Below are 15,536 nucleotides of genomic sequence, written 5' to 3' on the forward strand. Positions count from 1 at the left end.
AGATGAAAATTAAAGAATATTCAAATAAGTTAGTTTTACTGATCCTTTTGCTTTTAACAGGGGTGGTAAGTTCGGCACAAGAATCCTTTTTTAAAAAATTAGAAAAGGAGTCCGTGGCATCTACAAATACCGTTGTATGGGAATCTATGTCTGCAGGAAATTCGGGTTTTGCTAATTTATTGCGTTACCATCCAACCATTCCAAAATTAGTGGCTTTTTGTCCGGATATGTGGAATGCCTATCAAACAGAAAATAATGGAACGAGTTGGTATGGAACTACTGACCCTGATGGTGATGGCTCTTTTTATCATTTAAGAGACTTAGGTTACTCTGTAAGTGAACCTACTTTTGCGTTGGCTTTAGGACGATCAGAATTGTGGCAAAGTACAGATACAGGAAAAACCTGGAAAGTTGTGCCTAATTGTCCTTGGTATAAAGTAGATACGGATGGAAGCGATTTAGAAGGATGGAAACCTAAAATGGCTACTTTGGCTATTGATCCTACAGATAAAAATGTTTGGTATGCAGCAGGTGGTGCTAATGTAAAAAGACAAATGTGGGTTTCTTCTTTTCAGAAAAGTACAGCAGCAACACCACATGGAAATAGTGCTCTGTTAGAAGGGAAATTATGGAGAACTAAAAATGGAGGTAAAAGTTGGTATCTGTCTAATAAAGGAATTCATCCTAAAGCACAAGTAGGGAATATTATTGTAAATCCAACAAATTCTAAGCAGGTTTTTGCGGCTTCTAACTACGGATTGTATCGTTCTGATAACGGAGGAAAAAGTTGGAAGCATATTTCTAAAGGAAAGTTAGAGAATGATATTATTAGAGATATGGACTTTTATTACAATGCCAAAACAGGTCAGTTTATTTTGTATCTAATAGACCAGGTTCATTACCAGCCTATGGGTAAAACAACTACTTGTACCGGAGGAATTTTTTATTCAGAAGATGAAGGAGTAACTTGGAGAAAAATGAATGGAGATTTAGGGTTAGATATCAATCAATTGAGTGGTGGAGTACCACAAAACTATTACAAATACATTGCCAAATGGTTTGGGATTTCGTCTAGTAAAGCAAAAAAACTATATCCTGAATTGCCTAAAAATGCTGTACAAAGTTTTAATATGATTTGTGCAGACCCAAGTCGAGAAGGAGCTTTATATATTGGTTTTGCAGATCCTCAAAAATCGTATTCTATTTTACCAGGTCGTGTTTGGACAACAGATAATTATGGAAGAAAATGGACAAATACTGCAAGAATGTATACTGATGCTTGGGAAAAAGACAAACAGTATTGGAAATCTAGAAACAATCCTACACATCAAAATATGACCGTAGGACATTATTCTCCGCATATGCGTTTTGGAACCGATTATGCTTTACGTTCTTTAAGAGCAATGGATGTTGGTGTGGATGGAAGTGTGATGATGGTGTCTGACCATAGTACTATGTTAAGTACAGACCACGGAAAAAGCTGGCATCAAGTAGACGAAGATACAACACCTTCTGGAGCAATTGTAGGACGTGGAAATAGTAATTTACCAGCGTTACATATAGCACAAGACAAACGATTTAAATCGACTCTTTTAGGTTCTAGTGAAAATTATCTTTGGATTCCTACTGGAGAAAAATTGAATGGAACTCAAGCTTTACAATTTGTAAACAGCACACAATCGTCTGTAAACTGTATTGCTTTTGATCCTTATGATGCAAAAACGGTATATTCTACTTCTAGTCGACAAGAAGAAAAACAATACATGTATAAAAGTAAAGATGGCGGACAAAATTGGAAGGAGTATTCTGTAGCTACACCTGCAACTAAAAAATGGTTTGATGATTTTTATACCAATGGATTGACTATAGATCCTATCAATAATCAATATATGTATTATGGAATTACTCAAATAGTAAATGCTAAACGCGGATTAGAAGGAGGTTTTTTTGTATCTAAGGATTATGGAAAAACGTTTCAGCAAAGCAATGCTGGTTTGCCTTCTCCTAGCAGAATTAACGATATTGAATTTGACCCAAGAGATGAAACACGTGCTTCTTTATTTGCGGCAGCTCAACACAGTCAGTCGGGATATTTTAAAGAAGCTCCTAATACAAAAGAAGGAGGCTTATATCATTCAACAAACCGAGGAACAACATGGACTAAAATTAATACTCCTAAAAAGGTAAAAGGAGTTCATTTTATAACAATAGATCATACCAACCGTATGTATATTTCTACAGGATACAGAAAAGCTAAAACAGGAGGTGTTTGGTATACAGATGATTTTGGATACTCTTGGAATCAAATATTTACCTACCCAGAAGTAGAATGTGTAGAGGTTTCTCCTTTTGATCATAACCTAATTGCTGTAACGGTAAAGTTCACTGCTAAAAACCCAGGAGTATTTATCAGTCGTGATCGTGGAAAAACTTGGACTAAGAATAATAAAAATATTGGAATTCCGCATCAAATAGAAGATATAAAATTTGATATACACAATGCAGGTGAGCTGTGGTTGGCTTCTAGAGGTTGTGGTTTTTACAAAGGAAAAATAGAAAATGGAGACAAGGTACAAGTGGTTAAAGTGTCTCAGGATGTTGTGGAAAGTAAAGATCGTAAAAAGGTGCAATTAAGTGCTAAGATTATTAATTCAGATTATTACGGACAAAAGATTGTTTGGAAATCGGAAAACCCAGGTATTGCGAAAGTCAACAAAAAAGGAGAAGTTACTCCAGTAAGCAAGGGACAAACCAAAATATGGGCTACAACCAAAGACGGTCGTTTTTCAGATTTTAGTGTGATTACCGTTTTTCCTTAAGAGTTAGTAAACAAAGTCAAAGATTAAAATAGATAAAATGAATCAAAAAATAATTGTAATAACAGGAGCTAGCGGCGGTGTGGGAAGTATGCTAGCTTTGGGATTAGCTAAAAAAGGAAATTATATTGTTTGCTTGGGAAGAAACAAGGAGGCTTTGTTAAATCTTGCAAATAAAATTAATAACGAAACTCAATCCGTAGGTGGAGAAGCTACTATTGAATTGGTAGATATGATGGATGCTGAAGCCGTTGAGGTGGTAGCTAAGAAAATAAAAAAACAGTTTGGTAGAATAGATGTTTGGATTAATAATGTAGGAGTAAACAACCACAATGCTATTGGACCTACTTGGGAATTAGAGCCTAAGAATTGGTGGAATGAAGTAGCACTGAACTTAAACACAGCCTATATTGGATCTGCAATTGCCATTAATCTAATGAAAGCTAAAAATTACGGGTATGTAATAAATCTAGGAGGAGGTGGTGTACAAAAGCCAAAATCTTATGGTTCTGCATATGGAGCTGCCAAAACTGCCATTGTGAAATTTACGGAAACATTAGCATTGGAATTGGAAGCTGAAAATTTAGAAATTAAAACTTTTGCTTTTAATCCAGGGTTTATACGTAACAAAAGAACCGAGAAATTGGTGGATTCTGATGTTTGTAAAAAATACATGCCAAGGTTAGAGAATACGTTAAAACATGGTAAGATGTCTAATATAGAAGATTCTATAGAAATGATAGAGGTATTAATAAGTGGAAAAGCCAATGCTTTGACAGGTCGCTATTTTTTAGCAGATGATGATGAAATGAAAGCTGTTTTGTTGGATGTTGATAAGTATGTACAAAAAGGATTAGGGTTGTTGCATTTAAAAAAATAATCAATCCTCTAACAAGTCAGGTCTTACTCTTTCGGTAAGTTCTAAAGCTTTGTCAGCTCTCCATTCTTCAATTTTTGGAAAGTTACCACTTGTTAAAACCTCAGGGACTTTGGTTCCTTTATAATCAGCAGGTCTAGTGTATACAGGTGGTGATAACAAATCGTCTTGAAAAGAATCTGTTAAGGCAGAAGTTTCATCACCTAAAACACCAGGGATTAATCTAAGAATAGTATCACATAAAACAGCTGCACCTAATTCTCCACCACTTAGTACATAATCTCCAATAGATATTTCTTTGGTAATAAATAAATCACGTACGCGTTGGTCTACTCCTTTGTAATGTCCACACAAAATAATTATGTTTTCTTTCATAGAAAGATGGTTGGCGGTACGCTGGTTTAGAGTAGGGGCATCGGGAGTCATGTAAATAATTTCATCATATTCTCTTGCTGCTTTTAGTTTGCTAATACAAGCATCAATAGGTTCTATCATCAAAACCATACCTGCACCACCACCAAATTGCATATCATCAATTTTACCGTAATCATTAATGGCATAATCTCTTAAATTATGAAAGTGAACTTCTGCTAAACCTTTGTCTTGTGCTCTTTTCATGATAGAGTGTTCAAACGGGCTTTTTATTAATTCTGGAGATACGGTGATGATGTCTATTCTCATGTTGAAAATTTTTGTAAAAGTAGTGTTTTAGTAAAGAGTACAAAGTATTAAATGTAAAGTTACTTAGTGCTATGTGTTGAGTCCTATGTACTAAAAAGAGGCTTTGATCATTCTATCGTTTCCAAATACATCTTTTTTTAGTTCAATATTTTTAAATCCAAGATTTTGTAGCAATTCAACCGTTTCTTTTCCTAGGTATTGATTTATTTCGTAATACAATATTCCATTTGGTTTTAAGGCCGTTTTTGCTAGTTGAGCAATGTGTCTGTAAAAAACTAAAGGATCGTCATTGGAAACAAAAAGAGCAAGATGAGGTTCAAAATTTAACACATTTTTTTGAATTTCTATTTTTTCTAAATCTCTAACATAAGGAGGATTGCTAACAATTACATCGTATTGATTGGTTAGTTTTTTGGTCGCTAAAATATCTTGGTGAATAAATTGAATAGTTGCATTGTTGGTGGTTGCATTTCTTTTTGCGGTTGCAATTGCTTTTATGGAAACATCTATAGTAGAAACATTGGCATTTTTCATGTTTGTAGATAGGGCAATGGGAATACAACCAGACCCCGTACCAATATCTAACACATCAATTGGGGTGTTGTTTTTAAAATCATCCACAATCCAATGGACCAATTCTTCAGTTTCGGGTCTAGGAATTAAAACATGCTGATTTACTTCTAGTTTTAAATCCATAAATTCTGTAAAACCAATTAAATGTTGAATGGGTTGATGTTGTTCTAATCCTTTTATAATATCATCAATTTCATCACTTTTTTGATCCGAAATAGTTGAATTAGGTTCTAAGGCAAAGTCAATTTTAGACAATTTTAAAACATCTTCTAAAATAATTTTAAAAAAAGAATCTAGTTCCGTTTTAGGGTAATGACTCTCTAAAGTGGTATACAATTTTTGTTTAAATGTTAGTAAAGTCATTAATTGGTTTATTTATTGATATTTTTGTTGCGATTACAAATATACACATATGAATTTCGTAAAAATAAGTTTCCTTTTAATAGCTACACTTTTTGTAGTGTCTTGTTCTAATTTAAAAGCTCCAGAGTACAGAGGAGTTGGAGATGTTAAAGTATCTAAAATTATTAATGATTCTATTACGATAAAAGCAGGTTTAAAATTTAACAATCCTAATAGAGTGGGAGGAAAAATGTCTTTAATAGATTTGCATGCAGTGGTTAACGACATTGATTTAGGAAAATTAAAAAATCAGGAAGTTAAAGTTCCGTCTAGAAAAGACTTTTCGGTTCCTTTAGAAATTAAGTTGTCTTATGGTCAGTTATTCGATTCTAAAAAAGGGTTATTAGGATCTATTTTAAGCAGTATTATATCCAATCAAATTGATGTGAAGTTAGATGGAAAGGCAACTTTTAAAAAAATGTTAGTCAAAAAAGAGTATCCAATTCATTTTTCTGAAAAAGTTAAAATTTTAAAGTAATGGATGCAATGCATTTAAAATACATGCAACGAGCGATTGCTTTGGGGCATAAAGGAACAAGATTGTCTTACCCTAATCCGTCTGTAGGAGCTGTAATAGTTTGTAATGATGTAATTATTGGTGAAGGTTATACAGATGCTTATGGAGGACCCCATGCAGAGGTAAACGCAATCAATTCAGTAAAAGATGAGAGTTTACTAAGCAAATCTACCATGTATGTTACCTTAGAACCTTGCTCGCATTACGGAAAAACGCCCCCTTGTGCTAATTTGATAGAGGCAAAAAAAATCCCGAAAATTTACATTGGTTGCATGGATACTTTTTCAAAAGTATCGGGTAAAGGAATAGAAATTTTGTTGAAAGCGGGTAGAGAGGTACATGTAGGAATTTTAGAAGAGGAGTGTTTAGAATTGCACAAACGTTTTTTAACATTCCATAACAAACAAAGGCCTTATGTAATTTTAAAATGGGCAGAAACTAAAGATGGATTTATAGATAAAGAAAGAATTGTTGATGGAATAGAAGATGCTAAACCCACATGGATTTCTAACGAATTGTCACAACAAAAAGTACATCAAATTAGAGCAGAAGAGCATGCTATTTTGGTAGGAACCAAAACGGCTCTAAAAGACAACCCTAGTTTGACGACAAGAAGTGTTGCAGGAGCATCTCCTATTAGAATTCTGGTAGATAGAACGCTTAAAGTGCCACAACATTATAGCTTGTATAGCGGAGAAGTAAAAACTTTTGTGTTTACCGAGCAAAATGCAGTTCATGAAAATGTGGTGTTCAAACAAATAGATTTTTCTAAAAGTATTTTGCCTCAAATTTTGGCAGAATTGCATCAAGAAAACATACAGTCTGTATTGGTAGAAGGAGGAAAACAATTACTAACTTCTTTTATTGAGGAAGATTTATGGGATGAAGCTTTGGTTTTTGTGGGGAAATCTCAATTTACCAAAGGAGTAACTGCTCCAGAAATAAAATTAAAACCAATAAAAGAATCTTATTTGCAAGGAGATTTGTTAAAACATTATATTTCTAGCTAAAATGGTTTATCTCTTACTAAGCATTTTTTTTACAACGGCAGCTTTTTTAACACTAAAAGAGTTTAATAGGTTTAAAATAGACAACCTTGTAGGAATTGTAGTTAGCTATTTTACAGCATTGCTTATAGGTAGTTTTTTTAGTGGTTCTTTTACTTTTACTACTTTTTATGTAGACAAACCTTGGGTTTGGGGAGCTGTTGGAATTTCCACAATTTTTATTATTGTATTTAATTTAATGGCACTTACCGCTCAGAAAGGAGGTTTGTCTGTAATGTCTGTTGCCAATAAAATGAGTGTGGTAATTCCCATAAGTTTTGGTGTTTTGTTGTATAATGAGGCATTAGGACCTTTAAAAATACTAGGAATTGTAGCAGCTTTGTTAGGAGTTTGGTTTACGTCTAAAAAAGAAGGAGTAGATAAGTTTGACAAACGTTTTTGGTATTTGCCTTTCTTTATCTTTATTGGGAGTGGTTTGGCAGATTCATTAATCAATCACATGCAAACTTTTTTAGTTCCTCAGGATGAAATTGCCATTTTCTCAACTTCTTTGTTTTGGTTTTGTGGAGTCATAGGAGTAGCGTTATGTTTGATAAAATACGCTCTGGGCAAACTCCGTATTACATTTAAAAGTATTGTTGGTGGTCTGGTTTTGGGAGTTCCTAACTATTTTTCTATTTATTATATTTTAAAAGCTTTGTCTTACGGAACAATACAAACAGCATTGGTATTTTCATTAAATAACTTGCTAGTGGTGTTGCTTTCTGTTTTTTTAGGAGTGGTTTTGTATAAGGAAAAATTAAGCAAACAAAATTATATAGGAATAGCAATGTCTGCATTTGCAATTGTTTTATTATATTTTGCCATATGAGTAAAGAATTAACAACTTACAATACAATAGACACACCCGTAACTCAAGTATTGTATAAAGACAAAGGGAGTAAGTTTATTGGTTTTTTGTTTCCGGTAACTACCGAAGAAGAGGTTAAAGAACGTTTAGAAGAAATAAAAAAACAATACCACGATGCTAGACATTGGTGTTATGCATATCGATTAGATTTTGATGGATTAACGTATAGGGTAAATGATGACGGTGAACCTAGCAACACGGCAGGACAACCCATTTACGGACAATTATTGGCAAAAGATGTGACCAATGTGTTATTGATTGTGGTTCGTTATTTTGGGGGGATAAAATTGGGTGTAGGAGGTTTGATAAAAGCTTATAGAACTTGTGCTGAAGAAACTTTAGCAGAAGCAAACATACAAGAAAAAACAATAAAAAAATCTTTTCTAATAAATAGTTCTTATGAGCATGTAGATAAAGTAATGCGAATTATTAAGACCTACGATCTTGAAATTGAAAAGCAAGAAATGTATTTAGACTGCAATTTTACATTACTTTCTCCTGTGGCTATTTTTAACAACGTAATTCAAGCTTTTGAAGAATTACGTTGTGTTAAAATTACTGTTGCAGATGAAGAATAACTTATTGATTTAAAATTGTTTTTAAAATATTTTCAGGACATCTAATAGGTCTGTTTCTTTGCATGTCTACAAACACCAATGTAGATTCTCCAGTTGTTAACAATTCATCGTGCTGATTATACACTTTATAGGTAAATATAATTTTAACATCGGGAGTCTGTTTTATAGCAGTTTTTATCGTTAAAAAATCATCGTATTTTGCAGGTTTTTTAAAAGTAGTTTTTAAGTCTACCACAGGTAGCATTACACCCATGTCTTCCATACTTTTGTAAGAGATTCCAACTTCTCTAAGATACTCTATACGAGCGGTTTCAAAGTATCTAGCATAGTTGCTATGATGCACATATTGCATCTTGTCTGTTTCGTAATATTTTACTCTAAAACTATAGTTTTTAGTTATCATGTGTTAATTGTAAAATTAATATTAGTGTATGTAAAAAAAACATGAAATACAATAGGCAAAGGGTTTTTTTATAATGAATTTTATTCACACTTTTGTAGTCCCCAAGAAGTACCTTGTTTATTTGATTTAGGTTCGCTAAACTAGGTGCAAAAATAAAGAATAAAACTAAACGAATTAAGTGCTAACGAATACTATGATAAAAACAGCCGAAGATGTGTGGGCTTCCTGCTTAAGATTTATAAAGGACAATATTACTCCAGTTGGTTACAAAACTTGGTTTGAACCTATTGTACCCGTTAAATTAGAAGGTGGAGCTTTAACAATTCAGGTCCCTAGTAAATTCTTTTTTGAATTTCTAGAAGAGAACTACGTTAAAATCATGAGGAGTGCATTGGTTAGAGAATTGGGGAAAGATGCTAGGCTTTTGTACGATGTACGTTTAGAAAACTCCTACAGTAGTAAAGTACCACAAACTGTAAAAATACCAAGTTCTAACAGAGCTCCTATGAAAGCTCAGAATGTTACTTTTCCTGCTAAAAATATTAGTAGAGAAGTTAAAAATCCATTTATTATTCCAGGTTTGCAAAAAGTAAAGGTGGAGTCTAACTTAAACCCAAATTACTGTTTTGAAAATTTTATGGAAGGAGAATCTAATCGATTAGGAAGATCTGCAGGTATGGCAGTTGCCAACAAACCAGGAGGTACTTCTTTTAATCCCTTAATGATTTATGGTGGAGTAGGATTGGGTAAAACACACTTAGCACATGCTATTGGTGTTCAGGTAAAAGATAAATATCCAGACAAAACGGTATTGTATGTATCTACCGAAAAGTTTATTCAACAATACGGAGATGCTGTTTTAAAGAACAATAACAGAAATGATTTTTTACATTTTTATCAAATGATAGATGTATTAATTGTAGATGATATTCAGTTTTTATCAGGGAAAACAAAAACTCAAGATGCTTTTTTCCAAATTTTTAACGAATTGCATCAAAATGGTAAGCAAGTAATTTTAACATCAGACAAAGCTCCTGTAGATATGCAGGATATAGAGCAACGTTTGTTGTCTCGTTTTAAATGGGGATTGTCTGCAGAGTTACAAGCACCTGATTACGAAACAAGAATTCATATTTTAAAAAACCGTTTGTACAGAGATGGTGTAGAAGTTCCTGATGATGTTATTGAGTTTATTGCCAAACACATAAAAACAAATGTTAGAGAGTTAGAAGGAGTTGTTACTTCTTTAATTGCGCAATCTGCATTTAATAAAAAAGAATTTAGTCTTTCTTTGGCTAAAACTATTGTTGATAAATTTGTTAAGAATACTAAAAAAGAAGTTTCTGTAGATTATATTCAGAAAGTTGTTTCTAAATATTTTGAAATAGATTTAGCAACCTTACAATCTAAAACCAGAAAACGGCACATTGTACAAGCAAGACAATTGGCGATGTATTTCTCTAAGAAATTAACAAAGTCGTCTTTGGCAAGTATTGGAGCGCAAATAGGAAAAAGAGATCACGCTACTGTGTTACATGCTTGTAAAACGGTTGATAATTTAGCAGCTACAGACAAGAATTTTAAAACGTATGTAGAGGAAATTTCTAAAAAATTATCATTCTAAAAATGAAACCCACTAAGGTTTTAATGGTTTGTTTGGGGAATATTTGTAGATCTCCATTAGCAGAAGGAATTTTAAAATCTAAACTAGATTCTAAAAATATACAAGTTGATTCTGCAGGTACAGGTGCCTATCATGTTGGGAATTTACCTGACTCAAGATCTATACAAGTTGCAAAAAAATACGGAATAGATATTACAGATCAACGAGCAAGAAAAATTCAAGTATCCGACTTAAGTACATTTGATTATATCTATGCAATGGATGAATCTAATTATAGAAATATATTAACATTGGCCAGTACAGAAGCTGAAAAAGCCAAAGTTTTTATGATTATGAATGAATTGCATCCGGGAGAGGATATTTCTGTTCCCGATCCATATTATGGAGAAGGTAATGGATTTGAAAATGTGTATCAAATGTTAGACAAAGCCTGTGAGGTTATCATTCAAAAAATAAGTCAGTAATATGAAAGGAAATTTATATTTAATACCTACTACTTTAGGAGATAATGAACCATTGGAAGTAATGCCAATATCGGTAAAATCTGTGGTAGAAAGTTTGAATCATTTTATTGTAGAAAATGAGAAATCTGCTAGAAGGTTTATTAAAAAAATAACACCATCAAAGTCTCAACCTGGTTTAGAGTTAAAGCTAATTGATAAATATGTAGATGCTGTAGAGGTTAATACTTATTTAGATGTTTGTATGGAGGGGCAATCTATTGGTTTATTGTCAGAAGCTGGAGTTCCTGCTGTTGCAGATCCTGGTTCTGATGTGGTTGCTTTGGCTCATAAAAAAGGAATTAGAGTAATTCCTTTAGTGGGACCTTCGTCTATATTGATGGCTATGATGGCGAGTGGTATGAATGGACAAAGTTTTGCTTTTAATGGTTATTTACCTATTGATAAAGCGGAAAGAAAAAGAGAGATTAAAAGATTAGAGCGTTTGTCTAAAGAGCACAAACAATCTCAGATTTTTATAGAAACTCCTTATCGTAATCATAAAATGTTAGATGATTTAAAAGCAACGTTATCACCAAATACAAGTTTGTGTATTGCTGCGGATATAACTATGCCTAAGGAATATATTAAAACATATACGGTGGCAGAATGGAAACATCAAAATCCAGAATTACATAAAATTCCTGCAATTTTTATTATACACGCATAAAACTATTTTTATAGTGATATAAAAAGCCAAATCTTATTATTAAAGATTTGGCTTTTGTGTTTTAAGACTTTAAGTAAAAAATATTTTAGTCTAAACTTATTTTGTTAATTGTAAAGTTTAGAGCATCAATAGGTCCATTTACTTCGTTAATTCTAGAGTTGGTATAATACAGTTCGTTGTTATAAATACTAAATGTATCTGCCCATTTTATTTTTGTTCCTTCTGCAAACACTTCTATTTTATGGGTAGTTGTGTTTAATTTCATTATTTTGTTTTTTTCTAAATCAGCCAAATATAAATTTCCAGATTTGTCTACAATCATTCCATCTGGTGCAGGTGTTTTTTTGATAAATTGAACATTTTCTTGAATTTCTTTTTCAGAACCATTTATTAATATTTCTGTAGAAATAGCGTAAAGATTGTACCCTGTTAAGGAATGATAGTACAATATATTTTTGTTAGTGTCTAAAGCAATACCATCAGAATGTACGGTGTTGTTCCATATACCTCCATCAAAATTTAAATGATTTGTTTCTGCTAGGGTAGAGGTATGGTTGTCTAAAACTCTTTTAAAAACACCAGATGTTAAGTCTAAAATTAAAAGTCCTGCATGTCCCGAATCGGTAAAGTAGGCTTTGTTGTTTTTAGCATCTATGCGTAAATCATTGATGTATGAATCTTTATGAAAACTGTCTTTAGAAAGTGTGTAAATTCTGTCTACTTTATTTGTATTTAAGTCAAAAACAAACACTCTAGGATTGCTTTGTACTCCTTTAAAAAATGGATTTCGAGTGTCTAAAACATATAAAAAATTATCAAAAGCAACAACAGATTGTATAGCCACAAAAACAGAATCTGTAATAGGAGTATTCATTCTCCATGTATTCCATTCTTTATTTGGATAAGGAGTTGCTGCTCCGTTTTTATCAATTTGTACAACTGAGTTTTTAACACCTTGTCTCCATCTAGGAAAGTTGGCAAAAATTTTACCTTGGTTAGTTACCGTTACTCCGGTAACTTGTTGTCCTTTAAAAGAAGCAACTTCTGTAATTTTTTTTTGCTCAGTTTTACAACTAATTAAAAATAGCATGCAAATGGTAAAGAGAAATTTTTTCATAATTAAGATATATTATAGGTATTATCTATGTACTCTGTTGTTGTTTAACCAACGTTGATATGCGTAAGCGTTTCTATTGTGTTGACTTAGTGTTTTAGCAAAATTATGAGTTCCAAAATTTTTTGGACTTGCACAAAAATAGTAATAAGAGTGTCTTTCGGCATTTAAAACAGCATCAATAGCATCTACATCTGGCATGGCAATAGCAGATGGAGGAATTCCTCTGTTTAAATATGTGTTGTAAGGAGAGTTGTGTTTCAAATCCTTTTTAAGGACTCTTTTGATGACAGTGTCTCGTCCATATTTTTCTTTTAAAGCATAAATAATAGTTGGGTCTGCTTGTAAAGGCATTCCCACTCTTACTCTGTTTAAATACACACCGGCTACTCTTTTTCTTTCGGGCTTATGTTGTGTTTCTTTGTGTACAATAGCAGCAATGGCAATTACTTCGTTTTTAGATAAGTTTAAATTATTGGCTTTGTTTACTCTATCTTGATTCCAAAAACGATGATAAGCGTTAAGTAGTTTTGTTCTTAGCGCATTGGGAGAAATATTCCAATAACAGTCATAGGTGTATGGCATGCATATATTTAGCACTGTCTTATGAGTAAAACCTTCTTTTTTTAAAAAACTAGTATCTGTTAAACTGTTTAAAATAGATATAGAATCTGCTTCTACTTGGTGTGACAATCGTCCTGCTAAATCTTCTATATAATTCTGATTATTAAACGTTACTTTTATAGGAGTTTGTTTTCCGCTTCTTAATAAATTGATTAATTGATTAGCATTGGTTCCTTCTTTTAAAATATACATTCCAGGTTTAACGTGGTTGTATTTTTTTAAAGAAATCACTTTTTTTACATCGTCAATATCATTACATATAGTGTCAAGTGTCGCAATAACACTTTCGACAGTATCGGTAGATTTTAGGTATATTTTTGTTTGATGATCTATTTGACTACTATATATAATTGTATAAAAATAAAGTCCGATAGTGATAATGCATAAAGAGAAAATCCCTAGGCTGTAATATATTTTTTTCATGAATAATTTAAGCGTGAATCAATTGATAAAAGGCAACATCTTTAAATGTTTTATTGCTAAAAATCCAGTCTTTTTTAATTCCGGTTTTTTGGTATCCTAACTTTTCAAAAAGCAGTATACTTTTTTTATTGTCTGTAGATATATTTGCATATAGTTGCTTAAGGTTTAAGATAGAAAAAGCATAGTTGTTTAAAAGTTGAATAGCTTCTGTAGCGTATCCTTTTTCTTGGTGTTTTTTATCAATTAAAACTCCTACACCTGCTCTTAAATGTTGTGGGTTATAATCAAATAAGTCAATCATGCCCACAAGGTTCTTTTTTTTATCTTCTACAACAAATCTAAGTTGTTTAGCTTCGTAAATATCTAAATGACTGTTTTCTATATATTGTTTTAAAATATAGCGAGAATAGGGAGCTTGTGTGTTACTAACTTCCCAATAAGTCTGATTGTTTTCTATATTATATAAAACATCCAAATCTTCGGGTTCTATCGCACGCAAGCTTACTAATTGTCCTGTTAATTTACTCATTATAATTTATAGTTCCTTTAAATACAAAAGTGGCAGGTCCTTTTAAGAAAACATCTTTGTATCCGTTTTTTGTAGGAGTAAAAGAAACTTCTAGTTCTCCTCCTTCTACTTTTAATGGAATTTTGGTATTGGTTGTTTGTTTTTGTTCAAACATGGCAATGGCAACAGCAGTTACACCTGTTCCACAAGCTAAAGTTTCATCTTCAACACCTCTTTCGTAGGTTCTAACTCTAAAAGCTCCTTCTCCTATTGATTCTACAAAGTTTACATTGGTTCCTTCTTTAAAATACGGAGCACCGTAACGAATTTCTGATCCGTTATTTTTAACATTGTAATTTCCTATATTTTCTACTAACTGAACGTGATGTGGAGATCCTGTATTTAAAAAACAGTGAGTTTTGTAAACTTCTACAGTATCAACATCAATCATTTGTAGATTGGTAATACCATCTTGATACGATGCATAATGCAAACCATCAACGGCATCAAAAGTAGTTTCATTTTTAAAAATCTCCAATTTATGAGCAAAAGCAACCAAACATCTACCACCATTACCACACATGCTACTTTCGGTACCGTCAGAGTTGTAGTAGACCATGGTAAAGTCATAAGTGTCTGATGGATTTAACAACATTAATCCATCTGCTCCTATACCAAATCTTCTGTCACACAGAAAGTTAACTAGTTTTGTGTTTTCTCTAGGAAAGCTTAAATCACGATTGTCTATGACAACAAAATCGTTTCCTGTCCCTTGATATTTATAAAAAGTAATTTCCATTTATCTTTTAAATTGTAAGAACAAAAATACAAAGAAAAATGAGTAGAGTAGAATAGAGAACGATTTTGAACAAATTATTTTATATCGTTAAATAGAATTGTAACTTTAAAAGAAAAATATGAACTATATAATACAATTGTTAGTAAGTGCATTAGCAGTAATAATTATTGCTAATTTTTTACCCGGAGTACAAGTAGATAATATTTCTACCGCTATATGGGTAGCGTTGGTTTTAAGTGTTTTAAATTTATTGGTAAAACCAATTTTGGTGATTTTAACTTTGCCAATAACAATATTTACATTAGGAATTTTTTTATTAGTAATTAATGCTATTATTATAAATATGGCAGCTTATTTAACATCTGGTTTTTCTGTAAGTAGTTTGTGGGTAGCGTTGTTGTTTAGTTTGCTATTGTCTGTATTACAGTCTTTGCTTTCTTCTCTTTTTGGATTGGAAAAAAAATAGGATTAAAAGCAAATTTGCTTTTAATCCTATTTTAGGAATTTATA

The 15,536-nt window shown here is 32.2% G+C and carries 17 protein-coding genes; 10 read left to right on the forward strand and 7 right to left on the reverse strand.

All coding sequences use genetic code 11. The features are described from left to right. Positions 1-2: 2 nt before the first annotated feature. Positions 3-2,819 (forward strand): Ig-like domain-containing protein, encoded by a 2,817-nt coding sequence (locus FHR24_RS07025; RefSeq protein WP_167185902.1) that lies wholly within the window; start codon positions 3-5, stop codon positions 2,817-2,819. A 37-nt stretch (positions 2,820-2,856) separates the two neighbouring features. Next, on the forward strand, positions 2,857-3,696 hold the full coding sequence (locus FHR24_RS07030; RefSeq protein WP_167185906.1) for an SDR family NAD(P)-dependent oxidoreductase: 840 nt from the start codon (positions 2,857-2,859) through the stop codon (positions 3,694-3,696). Here FHR24_RS07030 and trmD read toward each other — a convergent pair whose 3' ends face one another. Then, complete coding sequence (trmD, locus tag FHR24_RS07035) at positions 3,697-4,374, reverse strand: tRNA (guanosine(37)-N1)-methyltransferase TrmD (RefSeq protein WP_167185909.1); 678 nt, start codon at positions 4,372-4,374, stop codon at positions 3,697-3,699. A 90-nt stretch (positions 4,375-4,464) separates the two neighbouring features. After that, a complete protein-coding gene (prmC, locus tag FHR24_RS07040) occupies positions 4,465-5,310 on the reverse strand; it encodes a peptide chain release factor N(5)-glutamine methyltransferase (protein ID WP_167185912.1) in 846 nt (281 codons plus the stop codon). 49 nt (positions 5,311-5,359) lie between these two features. On the opposite strand from prmC, the gene FHR24_RS07045 reads away from it, so the two are divergent. Genes FHR24_RS07045 through FHR24_RS07060 form a run of 4 tightly spaced genes read left to right on the forward strand, consistent with a single transcriptional unit; the run spans position 5,360 to position 8,361 of the window. Further along, positions 5,360-5,827, forward strand: a complete 468-nt coding sequence (locus FHR24_RS07045; RefSeq protein WP_167185915.1) for an LEA type 2 family protein — start codon at positions 5,360-5,362, stop codon at positions 5,825-5,827. Then, positions 5,827-6,876, forward strand: a complete 1,050-nt coding sequence (ribD, locus tag FHR24_RS07050; protein ID WP_167185918.1) for a bifunctional diaminohydroxyphosphoribosylaminopyrimidine deaminase/5-amino-6-(5-phosphoribosylamino)uracil reductase RibD — start codon at positions 5,827-5,829, stop codon at positions 6,874-6,876. The genes FHR24_RS07045 and ribD overlap by 1 nt, the downstream gene beginning before the upstream one ends. 1 nt (position 6,877) lies before the next feature. Continuing rightward, positions 6,878-7,744 carry an EamA/RhaT family transporter gene (locus FHR24_RS07055; RefSeq protein ID WP_167185921.1) on the forward strand — a complete coding sequence of 289 codons (867 nt, stop codon included), beginning with the start codon at positions 6,878-6,880 and terminating at the stop codon, positions 7,742-7,744. Then, complete coding sequence (locus FHR24_RS07060) at positions 7,741-8,361, forward strand: IMPACT family protein (protein ID WP_167185924.1); 621 nt, start codon at positions 7,741-7,743, stop codon at positions 8,359-8,361. The genes FHR24_RS07055 and FHR24_RS07060 overlap by 4 nt, the downstream gene beginning before the upstream one ends. 1 nt (position 8,362) lies before the next feature. On the opposite strand, the gene FHR24_RS07065 is transcribed toward FHR24_RS07060, so the two are convergent. Next, entirely contained in the window at positions 8,363-8,764 is a 402-nt protein-coding gene (locus tag FHR24_RS07065; RefSeq protein ID WP_167185927.1) for an acyl-CoA thioesterase, read from the reverse strand. A gap of 193 nt (positions 8,765-8,957) precedes the next feature. Here FHR24_RS07065 and dnaA point away from each other — a divergent pair, with 193 nt between their 5' ends. The 3 genes from dnaA to FHR24_RS07080 are packed head-to-tail and all read left to right on the forward strand — an operon-like array spanning position 8,958 to position 11,558. Continuing rightward, positions 8,958-10,388, forward strand: coding sequence for a chromosomal replication initiator protein DnaA (dnaA, locus tag FHR24_RS07070; protein WP_167185930.1), 1,431 nt, complete (start codon positions 8,958-8,960; stop codon positions 10,386-10,388). Between the two features lie 2 nt (positions 10,389-10,390). Then, positions 10,391-10,852 carry a low molecular weight protein-tyrosine-phosphatase gene (locus FHR24_RS07075; protein ID WP_167185934.1) on the forward strand — a complete coding sequence of 154 codons (462 nt, stop codon included), beginning with the start codon at positions 10,391-10,393 and terminating at the stop codon, positions 10,850-10,852. A gap of 1 nt (position 10,853) precedes the next feature. After that, positions 10,854-11,558, forward strand: coding sequence for an SAM-dependent methyltransferase (locus tag FHR24_RS07080; protein ID WP_167185937.1), 705 nt, complete (start codon positions 10,854-10,856; stop codon positions 11,556-11,558). An 85-nt stretch (positions 11,559-11,643) separates the two neighbouring features. Here the strand turns inward: FHR24_RS07080 and FHR24_RS07085 are convergent, their stop codons facing one another. From FHR24_RS07085 to dapF, 4 genes are read right to left on the reverse strand one after another with little or no spacing between them, the layout of a single operon-like run. Further along, a complete protein-coding gene (locus FHR24_RS07085) occupies positions 11,644-12,675 on the reverse strand; it encodes an L-dopachrome tautomerase-related protein (RefSeq protein WP_167185940.1) in 1,032 nt (343 codons plus the stop codon). A gap of 21 nt (positions 12,676-12,696) precedes the next feature. Continuing rightward, complete coding sequence (gene mltG, locus FHR24_RS07090) at positions 12,697-13,719, reverse strand: endolytic transglycosylase MltG (protein WP_167185943.1); 1,023 nt, start codon at positions 13,717-13,719, stop codon at positions 12,697-12,699. Between the two features lie 7 nt (positions 13,720-13,726). Next, the gene (locus FHR24_RS07095; RefSeq protein ID WP_167185946.1) at positions 13,727-14,248 is read right to left on the reverse strand and encodes a GNAT family N-acetyltransferase; all 522 of its coding nucleotides are present in this window, start codon (positions 14,246-14,248) and stop codon (positions 13,727-13,729) included. Next, entirely contained in the window at positions 14,241-15,026 is a 786-nt protein-coding gene (dapF, locus tag FHR24_RS07100) for a diaminopimelate epimerase (RefSeq protein WP_167185949.1), read from the reverse strand. The genes FHR24_RS07095 and dapF overlap by 8 nt, the downstream gene beginning before the upstream one ends. 118 nt (positions 15,027-15,144) lie before the next feature. On the opposite strand from dapF, the gene FHR24_RS07105 reads away from it, so the two are divergent. Then, entirely contained in the window at positions 15,145-15,492 is a 348-nt protein-coding gene (locus FHR24_RS07105) for a phage holin family protein (protein ID WP_167185952.1), read from the forward strand. The last annotated feature ends 44 nt before the right edge of the window (positions 15,493-15,536 follow it).

Origin of the sequence: Wenyingzhuangia heitensis, assembly GCF_011762155.1 — a bacterium.
Classification (GTDB): domain Bacteria; phylum Bacteroidota; class Bacteroidia; order Flavobacteriales; family Flavobacteriaceae; genus Wenyingzhuangia; species Wenyingzhuangia heitensis.

Bases quoted from the DNA above. Each gene is read 5' to 3' on its own strand.
- dapF (WP_167185949.1), bottom strand. From the start codon at position 15,026: ATGGAAATTACTTTTTATAAATATCAAGGGACAGGAAACGATTTTGTT.
- FHR24_RS07030 (WP_167185906.1), top strand. From the start codon at position 2,857: ATGAATCAAAAAATAATTGTAATAACAGGAGCTAGCGGCGGTGTGGGA.
- FHR24_RS07065 (WP_167185927.1), bottom strand. From the start codon at position 8,764: ATGATAACTAAAAACTATAGTTTTAGAGTAAAATATTACGAAACAGAC.
- FHR24_RS07045 (WP_167185915.1), top strand. From the start codon at position 5,360: ATGAATTTCGTAAAAATAAGTTTCCTTTTAATAGCTACACTTTTTGTA.
- FHR24_RS07060 (WP_167185924.1), top strand. From the start codon at position 7,741: ATGAGTAAAGAATTAACAACTTACAATACAATAGACACACCCGTAACT.
- FHR24_RS07055 (WP_167185921.1), top strand. From the start codon at position 6,878: ATGGTTTATCTCTTACTAAGCATTTTTTTTACAACGGCAGCTTTTTTA.
- FHR24_RS07025 (WP_167185902.1), top strand. From the start codon at position 3: ATGAAAATTAAAGAATATTCAAATAAGTTAGTTTTACTGATCCTTTTG.
- dnaA (WP_167185930.1), top strand. From the start codon at position 8,958: ATGATAAAAACAGCCGAAGATGTGTGGGCTTCCTGCTTAAGATTTATA.
- prmC (WP_167185912.1), bottom strand. From the start codon at position 5,310: ATGACTTTACTAACATTTAAACAAAAATTGTATACCACTTTAGAGAGT.
- FHR24_RS07095 (WP_167185946.1), bottom strand. From the start codon at position 14,248: ATGAGTAAATTAACAGGACAATTAGTAAGCTTGCGTGCGATAGAACCC.
- FHR24_RS07105 (WP_167185952.1), top strand. From the start codon at position 15,145: ATGAACTATATAATACAATTGTTAGTAAGTGCATTAGCAGTAATAATT.
- FHR24_RS07080 (WP_167185937.1), top strand. From the start codon at position 10,854: ATGAAAGGAAATTTATATTTAATACCTACTACTTTAGGAGATAATGAA.
- mltG (WP_167185943.1), bottom strand. From the start codon at position 13,719: ATGAAAAAAATATATTACAGCCTAGGGATTTTCTCTTTATGCATTATC.
- ribD (WP_167185918.1), top strand. From the start codon at position 5,827: ATGGATGCAATGCATTTAAAATACATGCAACGAGCGATTGCTTTGGGG.
- FHR24_RS07075 (WP_167185934.1), top strand. From the start codon at position 10,391: ATGAAACCCACTAAGGTTTTAATGGTTTGTTTGGGGAATATTTGTAGA.
- trmD (WP_167185909.1), bottom strand. From the start codon at position 4,374: ATGAGAATAGACATCATCACCGTATCTCCAGAATTAATAAAAAGCCCG.
- FHR24_RS07085 (WP_167185940.1), bottom strand. From the start codon at position 12,675: ATGAAAAAATTTCTCTTTACCATTTGCATGCTATTTTTAATTAGTTGT.